Origin of the sequence: Salipiger sp. D13, from assembly GCF_003703915.1 — a bacterium.
Classification (GTDB): domain Bacteria; phylum Pseudomonadota; class Alphaproteobacteria; order Rhodobacterales; family Rhodobacteraceae; genus Salipiger; species Salipiger profundus.
The window spans coordinates 125,396-140,264 of sequence record NZ_ML112595.1 but is presented as its reverse complement, the minus strand read 5'-3'; the positions used below and the strand labels follow the sequence as shown (position 1 = coordinate 140,264).

The 14,869-nt window shown below is 68.6% G+C and carries 15 protein-coding genes; 7 read left to right on the top strand and 8 right to left on the bottom strand.

Going from position 1 to position 14,869, the window contains the following annotated elements; genetic code table 11:
• Window positions 1-313: 313 nt before the first annotated feature.
• The 3 genes from D6860_RS11455 to D6860_RS11445 all read left to right on the top strand — a co-directional run bounded on the left by D6860_RS11455 (window position 314) and on the right by D6860_RS11445 (window position 2,653).
• Window positions 314-1,717 carry a bromoperoxidase gene (locus D6860_RS11455; RefSeq protein WP_093412137.1) on the top strand — a complete coding sequence of 468 codons (1,404 nt, stop codon included), beginning with the start codon at window positions 314-316 and terminating at the stop codon, window positions 1,715-1,717.
• An 85-nt stretch (window positions 1,718-1,802) separates the two neighbouring features.
• A complete protein-coding gene (locus tag D6860_RS11450; RefSeq protein ID WP_076625147.1) occupies window positions 1,803-2,210 on the top strand; it encodes a c-type cytochrome in 408 nt (135 codons plus the stop codon).
• A 14-nt stretch (window positions 2,211-2,224) separates the two neighbouring features.
• Window positions 2,225-2,653, top strand: coding sequence for a L,D-transpeptidase (locus tag D6860_RS11445; RefSeq protein WP_076625146.1), 429 nt, complete (start codon window positions 2,225-2,227; stop codon window positions 2,651-2,653).
• Between the two features lie 9 nt (window positions 2,654-2,662).
• Here D6860_RS11445 and D6860_RS11440 read toward each other — a convergent pair whose 3' ends face one another.
• The 5 genes from D6860_RS11440 to D6860_RS11420 form a co-directional block, all read right to left on the bottom strand.
• The gene (locus D6860_RS11440; protein ID WP_017469152.1) at window positions 2,663-3,346 is read right to left on the bottom strand and encodes a hypothetical protein; all 684 of its coding nucleotides are present in this window, start codon (window positions 3,344-3,346) and stop codon (window positions 2,663-2,665) included.
• 59 nt (window positions 3,347-3,405) lie between these two features.
• On the bottom strand, window positions 3,406-4,110 hold the full coding sequence (locus D6860_RS11435; RefSeq protein ID WP_076625145.1) for a DUF1194 domain-containing protein: 705 nt from the start codon (window positions 4,108-4,110) through the stop codon (window positions 3,406-3,408).
• Between the two features lie 97 nt (window positions 4,111-4,207).
• Window positions 4,208-4,849, bottom strand: a complete 642-nt coding sequence (locus D6860_RS11430; RefSeq protein WP_076625144.1) for an adenosylcobinamide amidohydrolase — start codon at window positions 4,847-4,849, stop codon at window positions 4,208-4,210.
• Window positions 4,850-5,104: 255 nt separating this feature from the next.
• On the bottom strand, window positions 5,105-7,063 hold the full coding sequence (parE, locus tag D6860_RS11425) for a DNA topoisomerase IV subunit B (protein WP_076625143.1): 1,959 nt from the start codon (window positions 7,061-7,063) through the stop codon (window positions 5,105-5,107).
• A 195-nt stretch (window positions 7,064-7,258) separates the two neighbouring features.
• A complete protein-coding gene (locus D6860_RS11420) occupies window positions 7,259-7,858 on the bottom strand; it encodes an outer membrane protein (RefSeq protein WP_076625142.1) in 600 nt (199 codons plus the stop codon).
• A 423-nt stretch (window positions 7,859-8,281) separates the two neighbouring features.
• On the opposite strand from D6860_RS11420, the gene D6860_RS11415 reads away from it, so the two are divergent.
• Window positions 8,282-8,716 carry a DUF4168 domain-containing protein gene (locus D6860_RS11415; RefSeq protein WP_017468616.1) on the top strand — a complete coding sequence of 145 codons (435 nt, stop codon included), beginning with the start codon at window positions 8,282-8,284 and terminating at the stop codon, window positions 8,714-8,716.
• 129 nt (window positions 8,717-8,845) lie between these two features.
• Here the strand turns inward: D6860_RS11415 and lepA are convergent, their stop codons facing one another.
• Window positions 8,846-10,648 (bottom strand): translation elongation factor 4, encoded by a 1,803-nt coding sequence (gene lepA / locus D6860_RS11410; protein WP_076625141.1) that lies wholly within the window; start codon window positions 10,646-10,648, stop codon window positions 8,846-8,848.
• Between the two features lie 162 nt (window positions 10,649-10,810).
• Here lepA and D6860_RS11405 point away from each other — a divergent pair, with 162 nt between their 5' ends.
• Window positions 10,811-11,089, top strand: a complete 279-nt coding sequence (locus D6860_RS11405; RefSeq protein WP_017470228.1) for an acylphosphatase — start codon at window positions 10,811-10,813, stop codon at window positions 11,087-11,089.
• A gap of 108 nt (window positions 11,090-11,197) precedes the next feature.
• A complete protein-coding gene (locus D6860_RS11400; protein ID WP_076625140.1) occupies window positions 11,198-11,536 on the top strand; it encodes a hypothetical protein in 339 nt (112 codons plus the stop codon).
• A gap of 18 nt (window positions 11,537-11,554) precedes the next feature.
• On the opposite strand, the gene hisD is transcribed toward D6860_RS11400, so the two are convergent.
• Window positions 11,555-12,850, bottom strand: a complete 1,296-nt coding sequence (gene hisD / locus D6860_RS11395) for a histidinol dehydrogenase (protein WP_076625139.1) — start codon at window positions 12,848-12,850, stop codon at window positions 11,555-11,557.
• Between the two features lie 76 nt (window positions 12,851-12,926).
• On the opposite strand from hisD, the gene D6860_RS11390 reads away from it, so the two are divergent.
• Window positions 12,927-13,895 carry a LysR family transcriptional regulator gene (locus D6860_RS11390; protein WP_076625138.1) on the top strand — a complete coding sequence of 323 codons (969 nt, stop codon included), beginning with the start codon at window positions 12,927-12,929 and terminating at the stop codon, window positions 13,893-13,895.
• Window positions 13,896-14,018: 123 nt separating this feature from the next.
• Here D6860_RS11390 and D6860_RS11385 read toward each other — a convergent pair whose 3' ends face one another.
• Window positions 14,019-14,780: an alpha/beta fold hydrolase gene (locus D6860_RS11385; protein WP_076625137.1), complete on the bottom strand. Its 762-nt coding sequence runs from the start codon at window positions 14,778-14,780 to the stop codon at window positions 14,019-14,021.
• Window positions 14,781-14,869: the final 89 nt, after the last annotated feature.

The following is a 14,869-nucleotide window of genomic DNA, read 5'->3' as shown; positions in this document are numbered from 1 at the left end:
CAACGGTCAAGCGACTGCGGCCCGAGAGAGCCAGGATTTGCGCGGTGTTCACGGAAACGGGCCGCGTTCGCCCTGTGCAGATCAGTGAAAACTTGTGGCGGTCACGCAGATTTTGCGCCGCGTTCACGCTGCGATCACGGGGCATGCGCAGGTTGCGTTTACCTTTGGTCAACATAAGCGCCCGGTGAAGCGGCGCGAGACGATTGTCAGGACAGGGAACGCAGCGATGCCCGTACCGAGTGATACACATGCCCCGCGCTTTCGCGTGATCGATGGTGGGCTCACCGCCGAGACTCCCCGGAGCGTAGAGCTAATGCTGCCGCCCGCGCCGCGCATGGGGCCCGAGGAACTGGCCGCCGAGCTTGCCGAACTCTACGCGCTGTCGCTGGTGCGCGACCTGCCGTTCCCGGTGATGGGCGATCCGCATTGCGAGATCTGGATCGAGGCCGGCACCCGGTTCACCCTGCATGAGTTGTTGTGCGAACTGCGTAGCCTCAGCTGGTTCGATGCGCCGGCACTGCCTTTGCCCGCCGGGTCGTTCAGCGCCACAAGGGGCAGCGCCGAGGCCGAGCACCGCCGGGGGCTGCGCCGCAACCACGATGGGCAGCTCACCCTGCGCACGCTGTTTCGCGGCGTGGTTGCCCGGAGCGGCGGGCCGCAGCCGAGGCTCTCGGCCTTTCACGATGCCGACGCGCATGCCGCGAACGATCCCGAACCCTGCGCCGCCCCGCCGGCCGACGCGCCGATGTCGCAGTGGCTCGACTGGGTGCAGCGCTGCTCGGGCGCGGCACTGGTCCCGCCGGGGCAGGAGGCCGCGTTCCGGCCCGGGCTTGCCACGCCGCGCGACCTCGTGGCGCGCGTGCGGGAAAGCCATCCCTGCCGGATCTACTACAACGCCACGCTGCGTCTGCTGGCACGGGGGGCGCCTCTCGATCCGGGCCTTCGGGCGGCGGGCGCGGCCGAGACCCTTTCGGCGCAGGCGATCCTGTCGCTGATGGCCGAGACCGCCGAGCTGGGCTTTTCCGCCGCGATGCGGATGCAGGGGCGCGCCGACCGGCTCAGCCGGCCCGGGGTCTCTGCCGCGCGGTTGACCGCGCTGGTCTCGGGCGATGCTAAGGGCGCGGATGACGCTGCGCACCGGGCCGCCGCCGAGGAACTCTCGGCGCGGGCGCCGCAGCTGCTGCACTGGGTCGACCGGCTCAACCGCGTGCAGGGGCGCGAGACCCGGACGGGCCCCGTGCTCCTTCTGCCGGCCATGAAGGAGGTCGCGTCCGCGCACCGGGCGGATTGCGCGGCACAGGCAGTCATCGCGGGCGCGCTCTCGACGCTGCTGAAGGCACTGTTCGACTCGCGCCCGCACCGTCGGTTGCGGATGGTGGGCGCGGGCTGCAGCGGCGTCGACGTCGCCGCCGAGGCCGACCGGCTCGCCGCCGACATCGCGCTTGCCCGGTCGGTCGCGGGCGGCTGGTTCCAGGCCGAGAACCACCGCGACCTGCGGCTCGGCGAGGCGCTGGCCTGCCAGGTTCTGCGGCACCGGCTCGAGCGGCACGGCGGCGCACTCGCCCTCGGGTTCACCGATTTCGACGGCAGCGAGGTCAGCCTCTCGACCCATGCCGCCAACGCCGGTCGCGTCTCGGCCAGCTTCCGCAGGGACGGGCGCCTTGCCCCCTGGCCGATGGAGGCGCTGCGCGGCAGCGGGCATCTCGCGGTGGTGTGATCGGGCGGCGCCGCTCCGGTTGACCGGGATCAAGGCGGCGGGCCGGGGGCGGTGCCACACTCGCCCGACATCACGGGAGGAACCGATGCGCACGACACTGACGCTTGCCTTGGCCCTCGCGGTCGTCGTCACGGGCGCTTCGGCGCAGGATGCCGACATCGGCCGCGGTCTCTACCACACCCATTGCGCCACCTGCCACGGGCTGGAAGGGCGCGGCGATGGCCCGATGTCCGGCGTGCTGCTCATCAAGCCGGTGAACCTGACCGAGCTCACCGCCGCCAACGGCGGAACCTTCCCGCTGGAGCGGGTGGTGAAGCGCATCGACGGGCGCGATCCGCTGGTCAGCCACGGCTCGCCCATGCCGGTCTACGGCGACTACTTTGAAGGCATCTTCGACGTGCCGATCAAGACCCCGGCAGGCCAGCCGGTCCTGACCTCGCGGCCGGTGGTGAACCTCGTGGCCTACCTGCTCGAGATCCAGAAACAGGAGTAGGGGACGGACCTACGATGAAAGCCGTCCTTTCCGCCCTGCTGCTGGCCCTCGCTGTCTGCCTGCTCGGTGCCCCCGCGCTGGCCGAGGCGCTGCGGGTCGAGATCGACCTTTCCGACCAGGAGATGTGGGTGATGCAGGACGGTATCGTGCAGCACGTCTGGCCGGTTTCCACCGCGCGCGAGGGCAAGGTGACGCCCGTGGGCACCTTCACGCCCTACCTGCTGAAGCGGATGCATTACTCGACCCTTTACGACAACGCGCCGATGCCGTGGTCGATCTTCTTCGCGGGGAACTACGCGATCCACGGCACGACCGCCGTCGACCGGCTGGGCACGCCTGCTTCGGCGGGCTGCGTGCGGCTCGCGCCCGAGAACGCGCAACTGCTCTTCGACGCGGTTCAGGCGGTGGGGCTCGCCCAGACGCGGATCGTCATTCACCGCTGACGCGCGATCTCAGCGGCAGATGCCAGAGGTCTGCATCCCGGACCACGGCACGAGGATATCCGGATCGTCGAGCGCCGCGTCGAGACCCGAAAGCGGCATCTCGGCACCGATCATGGCGTGCAGCCTTGCGGTGCGCGGTGCCTCGGGGTCGAGAAGACGGCAGCAGACGTATTCCTCCATGATTGCGCCCTGCTGCTCGTAGCCGTGGTCGAGGAAGCGGCTCTCCTGCTCGGGGTCGAACAGGTAGGGATCGTCGGACCGCCCGTGTTCGAACAGCGCCTTGAGCGGCGAATAGCCCGTGCGGTCGCGGTTCTGCCACTGCCAGACGTGCACCGCCTCGTGGGCGAGCAGCATGGCGTCGAGCAGGTCGACCCGCTCGGGGTAGGCCGCCATGAAATCCTCGCGGTAGAGGTCGTCGCGGTAGAACACCCGGTTGAACACCGTCATGGCGCCGGGGGCGACGGTGACCGTCTCGCCCCGCGACGGCGGCCAGATCCGCTCCATGCAGGTGAGGCGCGGCCGGATCGGGCGCTGGTAGGTGATCGACCCCGCCGCGAGCCCGTCGTGGAAGCGGATCCGCCCGGTGTCGAGCTGGTCGCCCTGGATGTCGCGCAGGAACGCGGTCTCGTTCCCGGTAAGCGGGCGGCCGCAGGCGGCGGTGAGCAGGCAGAGGCAGAGGATCAGGTGACGCATGGCGCGATAGGGACAGCTTGGCGGGCCGGACGCAAGCCCCGGAGCGGGGCGAAACGCTGTCAATCGAGCGCCGCGCGCCGCGTGGCGGGCAGCCCGGAGGTGGAAATCTCGAGGATGAGCTTGCGCTTCACGGCTTCCGCGAAGCGGTCGCGGCTGTGGGCGGTCTCCACGAAGGCGCCCATGCCGCCGATGATGCGTTCCTCGTAGAGCGCTTCGAGCCCGCCCTGCGCGCGGCCCGGATCGTCGGGGCGCAGGATCGGCAGCGCGTTGATCGTGACGCCCTCGGCCAGGACCATGGCGCGGGCGTCCTCGATGCGGGGGCCGGACCAGTTGTTGGCGCTGTCGCCCGAGAAGTCGATGACCCTGCGCCAGCCGTCGATGTCATTTTCCTCCATCAGCCGCAGCCCCTCGAGCAGTGCCGCGCCGATGGCGTTGCGCCCGTAGGCCTGCCGTGGCTGCACCAGCAGCGCCCCGGCGAAGTCTGCCGCGTCCTCGGCGCCGCGGATCCGGGTCCAGTCGACCACCTGCGCCTGGTTCGCCGCCCATTCCACGTAGGTGACGGCGATCTCGCCATAGGCGGTGTTGCCGATGGCGGCGAGCACCTCGGGGTCGGTGATCGCCTGCGCGTAGCCTTCGCGCTGGAACATCAGCTCGTCGGGGGTGATCGAGCCCGAGGCGTCGGCCAGCAGCACCAGTTCGAGGTCGGTGTCCTGCGCGGCGGCGGGCGTGGCCAGCAGGGCGAGGGCGAGGCAGAGGCGGCGCATCCGGGTCTCCTTGGCAGGTCCGGATCAGGCTAGCCTGCACTTCTGCATCTGCGAAGCGCCGGAATGCGAGGCTGGCGCGAATGTGAGCGGCGCGCGGCTACCAGCGCGCGGCGTCGCGCTGCCAGTCGGCAACGGCGCGGCGGGTGGCCTCGAAGACCGCGCGGCCGATGGCGTGGCCTGCGGCGGTGTGCTTGCCGCAATGCATCTCGTGGCCCTCCGGCGCGGCGACGGCGATGCAGTCGGTGCCCGTGCCGGTGGCCGCCCCCGAGGGCAGCGTGACGCCCGCTTCTAGCACGGCGGCGGTGCGCGCCTCGGCCACGAGGCTCAGCGCCTCGATCCGGGCGGGCAGGGTGAGCCCGGCCGAAAGCCGCAGGGCGATGTTGATCGTGCCCCAGACCTTCCAGGTCTGCGGCAGCCGCGTGCCGATGCGCTCGGCGTTGCTTAGGCCGGCGGTGACCACGGCGGTTGCGGTGATGCCGTCTTGGGTCTCGGTCGCGGTGACATGCGCGTCGAGCTTGCGCGAGGTCAGGAAGCACACGGCCCGCCGGTCCTCGCGCTGCGCGAGTTCCCTGGCGAGCCAGTCGGTCACGTCGAGATCCTCGGTCAGATCCGCGTTGCGCACCTCGCGCCAGAGGATGCGCTCTGCCGTCACCAGCCCGCCGTTATGCGGCGCCCAGCTCAGGACCGGCATGGGCTGGCCGAGCGCGAAGCTGAGCCATGGGGCGGAAAGATCGAGCATCGTGGCGCCTTGCGTGGTGTGCAAGACGTTGAAGCCCGTCGGCGCGCCGGATGCAAGCGGAGAGCGGTCGCCGGTGCTGCGTTCGGCGCCATCGTCATGCCGGAGTCATGCCTTCGGCATGACCCGCCCCCCGGGCTGGCGATTTGGCTGGGATAAATCGAGAGGCTCGCCGGTCGGATCGCAACCCCGCGGGCCGACGATGGCGCGGCTCACTCGTCGTTCAGGACCGTCCTTCGCTGGGCGAAGGAACTGGCCTCACACGTCCAACTCTTCCACGAACCGCGCGTTTTCCTGGATGTATTGGAACCGCAGCTCGGGCTTCTTGCCCATGAGGCGTTCCACGAGGTCGCCCGTTTCGCCGGGTTCGTCCTCGTCGATGGTGACCCGGATCAGCTTGCGGGTGGCCGGGTCCATCGTGGTCTCCTTGAGGTCCTTGGCGTCCATCTCGCCGAGACCCTTGAAGCGCTGCACGTCGATCTTGCCCTTGCCGCCGAGACCCTTGGCCATCATCTCTTCCTTTTCCACGTCGTCGGCGACGTAGATCCGGCGCGCGCCCTGCGTCAGGCGGTAGAGTGGCGGGCAGGCGAGGTAGAGGTGGCCGCCGTCGATCAGCGGGCGCATCTGGGTGTAGAAGAAGGTCATCAGCAGCGAGGCGATGTGGGCCCCGTCGACGTCGGCGTCGGTCATGATGATGATCTTCTCGTAGCGCAGGTCGTCGATGCTGAACTTGGTGCCCAGTCCGACGCCGAGCGCTTCGCAGAGATCGCGGATCTCGGCGTTCGACGTCAGTTTGTTCGACGCCGCGCCCAGCACGTTGAGGATCTTGCCCTTGAGCGGCAGCAGCGCCTGGGTCTCGCGGAAGCGCGCGCCCTTGGCCGAGCCGCCGGCCGAGTCGCCCTCGACGATGAACAGCTCGGTGCCCTCGCGGTTCTTGTTGGTGCAGTCGGTGAGCTTGCCGGGCAGGCGCAGCTTCTTGGTGGCCGACTTGCGGGCGGTCTCCTTTTCCTGCCGGCGGCGCAGGCGCTCTTCCGCGCGCAGCACGAGGAAATCGAGAATGGCGCCGGCGGACTTGGTGTCGGCGGCAAGCCAGTTGTCGAAGTGGTCGCGGACCGCGCCCTCGACCAGCCGCTGCGCCTCGGTGGTGGCCAGCCGGTCCTTGGTCTGGCCGACGAACTCGGGCTCGCGGATGAAGCAGGACACCAGCGCGCAGCCGCCGGTGATGAGGTCGTCGCGGGTGATCTGCGACGCCTTCTTGTTGTTCACCAGCTCGCCGTAGGCACGGATGCCCTTGAGGATCGCGGCCCAGAAGCCGGCCTCATGGGTGCCGCCCTCGGGGGTGGGAACGGTGTTGCAGTAGGACTGGATGAAGCCGTCGCGCGAGGGCGTCCAGTTGATCGCCCATTCGACCTTGCCCGGGGTGTTGAACTTCTCCTTGAAGTCGACGGTGCCGGCAAAGGGCCGTTCGGCGTAGGTGGACGAGCCCCCGAGCGTCTCGGTCAGGTAGTCCGACAGGCCGCCGGGGAAGTGGAAGGTCGCCTCGGTCGGCGTCTCGCCGTCCTCGATCGCCGACTTCCAGCGGATCTCGACACCGGAGAAGAGATAGGCCTTGGAGCGGACCATCTTGAACAGCCGTGCCGGCTTGAAGCGGTGCGAGCCGAAGATCTGCTCGTCGGCGTGGAAGGTCACCGTGGTGCCGCGCCGGTTCGGGGCGCTGCCGATCTTCTCGACGCCGCCCTGCGGCAGCCCGCGCGAGAAGCGCTGTTCGAAAAGCTCCTTGTTGCGCGCCACCTGCACGACCATCGAATCCGACAGCGCGTTGACCACCGAAGCCCCGACGCCGTGCAGGCCGCCCGAGGTCTCGTAGGCCTTGCCCGAGAACTTGCCGCCGGCGTGCAGCGTGCAGAGGATCACCTCGAGCGCGGACTTGCCGGGGAACTTCGGATGCGGGTCGATGGGGATGCCGCGACCGTTGTCGCGGATGGTGATGGCGTGGTCGGCGTGCAGCTCGACCTCGATGCGGTTGGCATGGCCCGCGACCGCCTCGTCCATGGAGTTGTCGAGCACCTCGGCCACCATGTGGTGCAGGGCCCGCTCGTCGGTGCCGCCGATGTACATGCCCGGGCGCTTGCGCACCGGCTCCAGACCCTCGAGCACCTCGATCGAGGAGGCATCGTAGGACGCGTTATCGGTGGCTGCGAGAAGGTCTTCGGCCATGGGCTGCTGCTCGTTTTCTGATCTCGTTGAGTGCAGGCGAGTATGGCAGAGCCGCAGGGCGGGGGAAAGCCCTCGGCGCGGGTTCCGCCGGGGGCAGGGGACGATCCGCGCGGCCTGGTGCGGCGGGTGATCGTCCGGGAGGCGGGCAGGGCGCCCGCGGGCACGTCCGGGGTCTCCGGACGTGCCCTTGCCGCATCAGAAGCGGTAGTTCAGGCCGACGGTCGCCGTGGTGGCGCCGACGTCGAGATCATCGGCGTCGAAGTCGTTGAACTCGTTGTAGGTGACTTCGCCGCTCACGGTCACGTTGTCCGCGACGAAGGTCTCCATGCCCGCGCCGACGTAGTAGCCGTCGGAGCTGCCGGCATCGAGGCTGCCGCCATCGGTGGTGGCGTGGGCGTAGCCGCCGGTGCCGTAGACCATGCTGCGGCCGAGGTCGTAGCCGACGCGGCCGCCGACCTTGGCCATGCTGTCGAGGTCGCCGGCGTCGCCGAGGTCGATGTTGGTGCCGTCGTACTCGACGCCGCCACCTGCGACCCAGTTGCCGAAGTCATGGTCGTAGAACGCGCGCAGGCCATAGACTGCACCGTCCGAAGGCTCGTCCTCGGCGCCGTCCGGGTCGGCGTAGCCGTAGCCGAGTTGCAGGCCGGTGGATGCGCCGGTCCAGTCACCGCCGAGCTGTGCGGGCGCCGGGGTCACCGGAACGGTCGGTGCCGGTTCGGGCGAGGGGGCGGTCATCGAACCCGCGAAGACAGGGGTGGCGAGGAACGGGAGGAGGATAAGCGGTTTGAGAGTCATTGTGTCTGCTCCTTTGTCATTCTGTCCGGTGCCTTTCACGGCCCGGCGACTGGGGAGGTAACGACGCGCCGGGCGAGATGCTCCACACAGGCCGGTCACAACTTTTTGCTGTTGCGGAACAGCGACGGATTCCGGGGTTTTTCGCTGTATCGGCAAAGGTTTGCCGGCATGTGAGCAGCTGCCGGCAGGGAGTGGCCGGCTTCACGCAACGTCAATGGAACCAGACTGCCCGAACGCCCGGAAAGCGGCGTCGGCGGGGCCATGCCGGCGGGGATGGGCGGTTTCGGCGGGCTCCCGCTTCACGCAGCGTCAGGCGGGCCGAACCCCTTTGAGCGGCGCGCGGAGTTTCCTACGTCTTGGGCGACGGCGCGGGATGAGCCCGCGTCAGAGGACAGAACGCCGGATATTCCGGAAGGAGATCGCATGAAACTCAACGGCACCCTGCTCAAGTCCACCGTGATCGCGGCCCTCGTCGCCGCCCCCATGGCGCCGGTCATGGCCCAGACGGCCGAAACCGACGGCGCGACCGAGCAGACCGCGCCCGCGACCGAGGCCGCAAACTTCTCCGAGGCCGAGCTGAGCTCGTTCATCGACGCCGCAATGCAGGTGCAGGCGGTCCAGCAGGACTACATGACCCGCATCCAGGAAACCGAGGCCGACGAGGACAAGCAGGCGCTCGTGCAGGAAGCACAGGCCGAGATGACCAACGCGGTCAAGGAGACCGACGGCATGGACCTCGAGACCTACAACGAGATCGGCCAGGCGGCACAGTCCGACCCGGAACTGAACCAGCGCATCCTCGCCATGGTGCAGACGCGCCAGGGTGAAAACGGCGAGGCGGAAACCAAGACCGAGTAAGGTCTGCCCGCTGCCTGAAAACACGAAAGCCGCCCCTCGGGGCGGCTTTCTTTTTGTGTTCTATGGTCCAAGTCCGTTCGGATGACGCGCAGCGCCGGGACGACGCAGCCGCAAGCGACTGCAATGTGGTCAGCTGTCCATCTTCAGGGCCGAGATGAAGGCTTCCTGCGGGATCTCGACCTTGCCGAACTGGCGCATCTTCTTCTTGCCGGCCTTCTGCTTTTCCAGAAGCTTCTTCTTCCGGCTGGCGTCGCCGCCGTAGCACTTCGCCGTCACGTCCTTGCGCATGGCGGACAGGGTCTCGCGGGCGATGACCTTGCCGCCGATAGCCGCCTGGATCGGGATCTTGAACATGTGGCGCGGGATCAGCTCCTTGAGCTTCTCGCACATGGCGCGGCCGCGCATCTCGGCGCGGTCGCGGTGCACCATCATCGCCAGCGCGTCGACGGGCTCGTCGTTCACCAGGATCGACATCTTCACGAGATTGTCCTCGCGGTAGCCGATCATCTCGTAATCGAAGGACGCGTAGCCCTTGGTCACCGATTTCAGGCGGTCGTAGAAGTCGAACACCACCTCGTTGAGCGGCAGGTCGTAGACCGTCATCGCCCGGCCGCCGACATAGGTCAGGTCGAGCTGGATGCCGCGCCGCTCCTGGCAGAGCTTCAGCACGTCGCCGAGGTATTCGTCCGGCACCATGATGGTGGCCTTGATGCGCGGCTCCTCGACGTGGGCGACGGTCGACGGGTCGGGCATGTCGGCGGGATTGTGCAGGTCGCGCCGCTCGCCGTCCTTGGTGTAGAGATGGTAGATCACCGAGGGCGCGGTGGTGATGAGCTCGATGTTGTATTCGCGTTCCAGCCGGTCGCGGATCACCTCGAGGTGCAGCAGCCCGAGGAAGCCGCAGCGGAAGCCGAAGCCGAGCGCCGCCGAGGTCTCCATCTCGTAGGTGAAGGAGGCGTCGTTCAGCGCCAGCTTCTCGATGGCGTCGCGCATGTCCTCGAAGTCGTTGGCATCGACCGGGAAGAGGCCGCAGAAAACCACCGGCACCGAGGGTTTGAATCCCGGCAGCGCGGTTTCGCAGGGCTTCTTCTCGTGGGTGATCGTGTCGCCGACGCGGGTGTCGCGGACCTGCTTGATCGAGGCGTTGAGGTAGCCGATCTCGCCCGGTCCGAGCTCTTTCACGGCGGTCATCGCGGGGCGGTAGACGCCGACGTCGTCGACGTCGTAGGTGCCGCCGGTCTTCATCATGCGGATGCGGTCGCCCTTCTTCAGGGTGCCGTCGATGATCCGCACGATGACGATCACGCCGAGATACTGATCGTATTTCGAATCCACCAGCATCGCCTTGAGCGGCTTGTCGCGGTCGCCCTCGTCCGGGGGCGGCAGGCGATTGACGATGGCTTCCAGCACGTCGGGGATGCCGACGCCGGTCTTGGCCGAGATCAGGCAGGCCTCGGAGGCATCGATGCCGATCACGTCCTCGATCTGTTCCTTCACGCGGTCGGGTTCCGCCGCCGGCAGGTCGACCTTGTTCAGCACCGGCACGATCTCGTGGTCGGCGTCGATGGCGGTGTAGACGTTGGCGAGCGTCTGCGCCTCGACCCCCTGCGTGGCGTCGACCACCAGCAGCGAGCCCTCGACGGCCTGCATCGAGCGCGCGACCTCGTAGGCGAAGTCGACGTGGCCGGGGGTGTCGATCAGGTTCAGGACGTAGGTTTCACCGTTTTTCGCCGGATACTCGATCCGCACGGTGTTGGCCTTGATGGTGATGCCCCGTTCCCGCTCGATGTCCATCGAGTCGAGAAGCTGTTCCTGCATGTCGCGTTCGGCGACGGTGCCGGTGAGCTGGATCAGCCGGTCGGCCAGGGTGGATTTCCCGTGGTCGATGTGGGCAACGATGGAGAAATTACGGATATGCGCGAGATCGGTCATGATTTGCTGGATATGCTGTGGAACAGGGGGCCGGTCAAGGTAAGTTCTGCGGTTGCGTCCGGCTGTCTGCACCTTCGTGCCGCCTCAGGCTTGGCAGGGACGCCGCGCGCCATACCTCTGCGCCGGGCGACATGGCAAGCTTGATGGCAAGGGAGAGCGCGCATGCGGATCGAAACGGTGGTGGTGACGGGCCGGGTGCAGGGCGTCTGGTTCCGCGGCTGGACCGAAGGCGAGGCCAGGCGGCTGGGGCTCACCGGCTGGGTGCGCAACCGCGCCGACGGCACGGTCGAGGCGCTGATCGGCGGTGAGGAAGACGCCGTGGCAGAGATGCTGCGGCTGTTTCACGAGGGGCCTCAAGCGGCCCGTGTGAGCGATGTCTCGCATGCGCCGGCCGAAGCCGATGCGCTCGAGGGCATCCATGGCTTCAGCGTGCGGCGCTGACGTCCGAGTGAATTGAATCGGTGCCCGATTTCGGGCATCTTGTCGGGAAGCTCCGGAACAGGAGGCGCAAAGCCCCGCAGGAGCATCGAGCGGAAGGACGACAGGCGCATGAGAACGATTTCCATGGTGATGGTGCTGGCGGTCGTGGCCGGCTGTGGCGGCGGCGGAGCGGACGACTACCGGGTCTCGCGCATGGCGAGCGGGCCGATCAGCAAGGCGTGCATTTCCTCGGATCGCAAGGCCCGCAACCCGCGGCTCTGCGGCTGCATCCAGGCGGCGGCGAACATCGAGCTTTCGGGCTCGGACCAGCGCAAGGCGGTCCGCTTCTACCGCGATCCGCACCGGGCGCAGGAAGTGCGCCAGTCCGACCGCTCGTCGGACCGCGCCTTCTGGGACCGCTACAACGATTTCATCGACCGCGCCGAGAACATGTGCACCGGCCTCTGAGGCCGGCGCGCAACTGTTTCACAGGCCGCCGAGCCGGGCCTCCGGGCCGGTCAGCCGGTCTTCGGCGGCGCGGGCATGGCCTTCCATGCCCTCGGCGCGGCTGATGCCGGCGCTGGCGCGGGCGAGCTCGGGCAGGGCGCGCGGCTCGACACGCTGCCATGTCACGCATTTCAGGAACTTGTGCACCGACAGCCCGCCGGTGTAGCGCGCGGCGCGGCCCGTCGGCAGCACGTGGTTCGGCCCCGCCGCCTTGTCGCCGAAGGCCACCGTGGTCTCGGCGCCGAGGAACAGCGAGCCGTAGGCCGACAGCCGATCACGCCACCAGTCGAGCGCGGCGCATTGCGCGTGCAGGTGCTCGGGCGCGTAGACGTCGGCCTGCGCCGCCATCTCCTCGCGGTTCTCGGCCAGCATGACCTCGCCGAGCGCCTCCCAGGCCGTCGCGGCGGCCTGTCGGTTGGGCTCGGGCAGCGTCTCGATGATCCGGGGCACCTCGTGCAGGACGGCCTCGGCCAGCGGGCGGTGGTCGGTGACCAGCCAGACCGGCGAGGTGCCGCCGTGTTCGGCCTGGCTCACGAGGTCGAGCGCGACGCGGCGCGGGCTCGCGGTAGCATCGGCGAGAATCATCGAATCCGTCGGCCCCGCGACCATGTCGATGCCCACCGGACCGAAGAGCTGGCGTTTCGCCTCGGCGACGAAGGCATTGCCGGGACCGGCAAGCAGGTCCGCCTCGGGCAGGTCGAAGAGACCGAAGGCCAGCGCGGCGATGCCCTGCACCCCGCCCATGGCGAGCAACCGGTCGACGCCGGCGACGTGCATCGCGTGCAGGATCGCCGGATGCGGGCCGTCCTTGCCCGGCGGCGTGCAGGCGGTGACCTGCGGCACGCCCGCCGCTCGCGCGGTGGTGATGGTCATCAGCGCCGAGGCGATATGCGCGTAGCGTCCGCCCGGCACGTAGGCCCCGGCGCAGGTGAGCGGCAGCAGCCGCTGGCCCGCCACAAGGCCGGGACGAAGCTCGGTCTCGAACTCGGTGATCGACGCCCGCTGCGCCTCGGCGAAGGCGCGGATGTTGGCATGGGCATAGGCGATGTCCTCGCAGAGCGTCACCGGCAGGCGTCGGTGTGCGCCGGCGAGTGCCTCCTGCGACAGTTCCGGCGTGCCGTCGCCGCTCCAGCCATCGAGCCGACGGGCATAGTCGCGCGCCGCCTCCTCGCGACCGGCGCGCAGGCGGGCGAGCATGATCGCGACGGTGTCTGCAGTGTCCGAGGCATCCTGCGGTGGCAGGCCGGGCGCGGCTTTGAGGTGGTGAATGGGCATGGGTTGGACTTGACCTGAGAGGTGTGGAGTTTCAGAAAAGGTGAATATCGGAGCAGCGCGCGAGGAGAGCGGCCGAATGCTGATGAAGGGGGTGACCCTGCGCGGGCTCGAGGTCTTCGAAGCGCTGGCGCAGACCGGCTCGGTGGCGCAGGCGGCCGAGATGACCGGCCTCAGCCAGCCCGCCGTGAGCCAGCAGATGCGTAACCTCGAAGCCGCGCTCGGCACCGATCTGGTCGACCACGGCCGCCGCCCGATGCAGCTCACGCAGGCGGGGCGCTCGTTCCTGCTGCGCACCCAGTCGGTGCTGAGCCAGCTGCGGCTGGCGCAGAACGAGTTGACGGTGATGGACCTCACCCACCTCAGCACGCTGAACCTCGGGGTGATCGACGACTTCGACAACGATCTCACGCCGCAACTGGTCACCATCCTTGCCGAGAACATGACCCGCTGCCGCTTCAAGCTGACCACGGCGCCGAGCCACGAGATTGCGCAGGCGATGCGCGAGCGGAAGCTGCACATCGCCATTGCCGCCAGCTCCGGCGAGGTGCTCGACGGAGTGGTCGAATACCCGCTGGTGCGCGACCCGTTCATGCTGGTCTGCGCCCGTGGCGCGCTGGCCGACGCGGGCGGTGCCGCGCAGCTGATGCAGGGGCTGCCGCTGCTGCGCTACGACCGAGAGCAGCTCATCGGGCGGCAGATCGAGACCCACCTGAACCGCCAGAAGCTCACCTTTCCGGAGCGTTTCGAGATCGGCGCGCACCTGTCGCTGATGACGCTGGTCGCGCGCGGGGTCGGCTGGGGCATCACCACGCCGCTCGGCTACATGCGGGCAGGGCGCTTCCATGACCGGATGGAGGCGCACCCGCTGCCGTTCCGCCCCTTCACCCGGACGATCTCGCTTTTCGCGGCCTCCGACTGGACGGACCGTGTGCCGCGCGACGTGGCGCGGACCATGCGCAAGCTGGTCTCGGATTGCGTGATCGCGCCGGCGCTGCGGCAATTGCCGTGGCTCGAGGGCGACTTGCGGGTGCTTGCGGGCGACTGAGCGACTGGGCACGGGCGGCCTCCTTTCCCTTTCGAGAAAAGGGGCGCCCGGGCCGGGCATCAAGCCGCGCGGGGGCTCATTTCGGAACTGGACCCGGCAGTTTCGGAAAAACCGAAACTGTGGTCAGGTCGCCTCGAGGTAGGCGCGCACCGCTGCCTCGAATTCGCGCGGTTTCTCGGCGTGCAGCCAGTGGCCCGCGCCGGGGATCTTGGCGAAGCGCGCGGCGGGAAAGAGCGCGCGAATCCGCTCGCGATACTCGGGCTTCACGTAATCGCTCTCTGCCCCCGACAGGAACAGCGTCGGCCCGTCGAACTGCCCGTCGATCTCGGGGAAGCCGATGATCTTGGGCATTTCCTCGGCCAGCAGGTCCAGGTTCAGCTTCCAGCGCTTCTCCTTGATGTCGAGCGACTGGGTGAAGAAGGCCTGAAGGGTCGGCTCGGGCACGGTCCGGGCAAGCTGGGCGCTGGCATCCGAGCGCTTCTCGACCGTCGAAAGGTCCACGCCGCGCATCGCCTCGATATACTGGATCTGCGAGTGATCGTAACCGACGGGCGCGATGTCCGCGAGGATCAGCCGGTTGACGAGGTCGGGCCGGGTCAGCGCCAGCACCATCGCCGCCTTGCCGCCCATCGAGTGGCCGAGCACGTCGGCGCGGCCGCCGTGTGCCGCGATGACCTCGGCCAGATCCTCCGCCATGTCGAAATAGCTGTGGCTCTCGGTCCAGTCCGAGTCGCCGTGGTTGCGCTGGTCAACGGCGATCACCTGCCGCTCATCCGAGAGGCGCTTGGCGATGACTCCCCAGTTGCGGGCCGAGCCGTAGAGCCCGTGGACGATGAGCAGAGGCGGTTCGGCACCCGGCGTGCCGTGCAGGATGGTGTTCAGCATGGTCTTTTCTTAGGAGAGCGCGGCGCGGAAGGGAATGCCCCTCGTCGCGCGTTGTCGCGCGTTTCTCCGGGCGCGCCGCGCCGGTGTCG

What these genes read in the sequence shown, in the direction of transcription:
- D6860_RS11455 (WP_093412137.1), top strand. Translation starts at nt 314, where the DNA reads ATGCTGCCGCCCGCGCCGCGCATGGGGCCCGAGGAACTGGCCGCCGAG.
- D6860_RS11450 (WP_076625147.1), top strand. Translation starts at nt 1,803, where the DNA reads ATGCGCACGACACTGACGCTTGCCTTGGCCCTCGCGGTCGTCGTCACG.
- D6860_RS11445 (WP_076625146.1), top strand. Translation starts at nt 2,225, where the DNA reads ATGAAAGCCGTCCTTTCCGCCCTGCTGCTGGCCCTCGCTGTCTGCCTG.
- D6860_RS11440 (WP_017469152.1), bottom strand. Translation starts at nt 3,346, where the DNA reads ATGCGTCACCTGATCCTCTGCCTCTGCCTGCTCACCGCCGCCTGCGGC.
- D6860_RS11435 (WP_076625145.1), bottom strand. Translation starts at nt 4,110, where the DNA reads ATGCGCCGCCTCTGCCTCGCCCTCGCCCTGCTGGCCACGCCCGCCGCC.
- D6860_RS11430 (WP_076625144.1), bottom strand. Translation starts at nt 4,849, where the DNA reads ATGCTCGATCTTTCCGCCCCATGGCTCAGCTTCGCGCTCGGCCAGCCC.
- parE (WP_076625143.1), bottom strand. Translation starts at nt 7,063, where the DNA reads ATGGCCGAAGACCTTCTCGCAGCCACCGATAACGCGTCCTACGATGCC.
- D6860_RS11420 (WP_076625142.1), bottom strand. Translation starts at nt 7,858, where the DNA reads ATGACTCTCAAACCGCTTATCCTCCTCCCGTTCCTCGCCACCCCTGTC.
- D6860_RS11415 (WP_017468616.1), top strand. Translation starts at nt 8,282, where the DNA reads ATGAAACTCAACGGCACCCTGCTCAAGTCCACCGTGATCGCGGCCCTC.
- lepA (WP_076625141.1), bottom strand. Translation starts at nt 10,648, where the DNA reads ATGACCGATCTCGCGCATATCCGTAATTTCTCCATCGTTGCCCACATC.
- D6860_RS11405 (WP_017470228.1), top strand. Translation starts at nt 10,811, where the DNA reads ATGCGGATCGAAACGGTGGTGGTGACGGGCCGGGTGCAGGGCGTCTGG.
- D6860_RS11400 (WP_076625140.1), top strand. Translation starts at nt 11,198, where the DNA reads ATGAGAACGATTTCCATGGTGATGGTGCTGGCGGTCGTGGCCGGCTGT.
- hisD (WP_076625139.1), bottom strand. Translation starts at nt 12,850, where the DNA reads ATGCCCATTCACCACCTCAAAGCCGCGCCCGGCCTGCCACCGCAGGAT.
- D6860_RS11390 (WP_076625138.1), top strand. Translation starts at nt 12,927, where the DNA reads ATGCTGATGAAGGGGGTGACCCTGCGCGGGCTCGAGGTCTTCGAAGCG.
- D6860_RS11385 (WP_076625137.1), bottom strand. Translation starts at nt 14,780, where the DNA reads ATGCTGAACACCATCCTGCACGGCACGCCGGGTGCCGAACCGCCTCTG.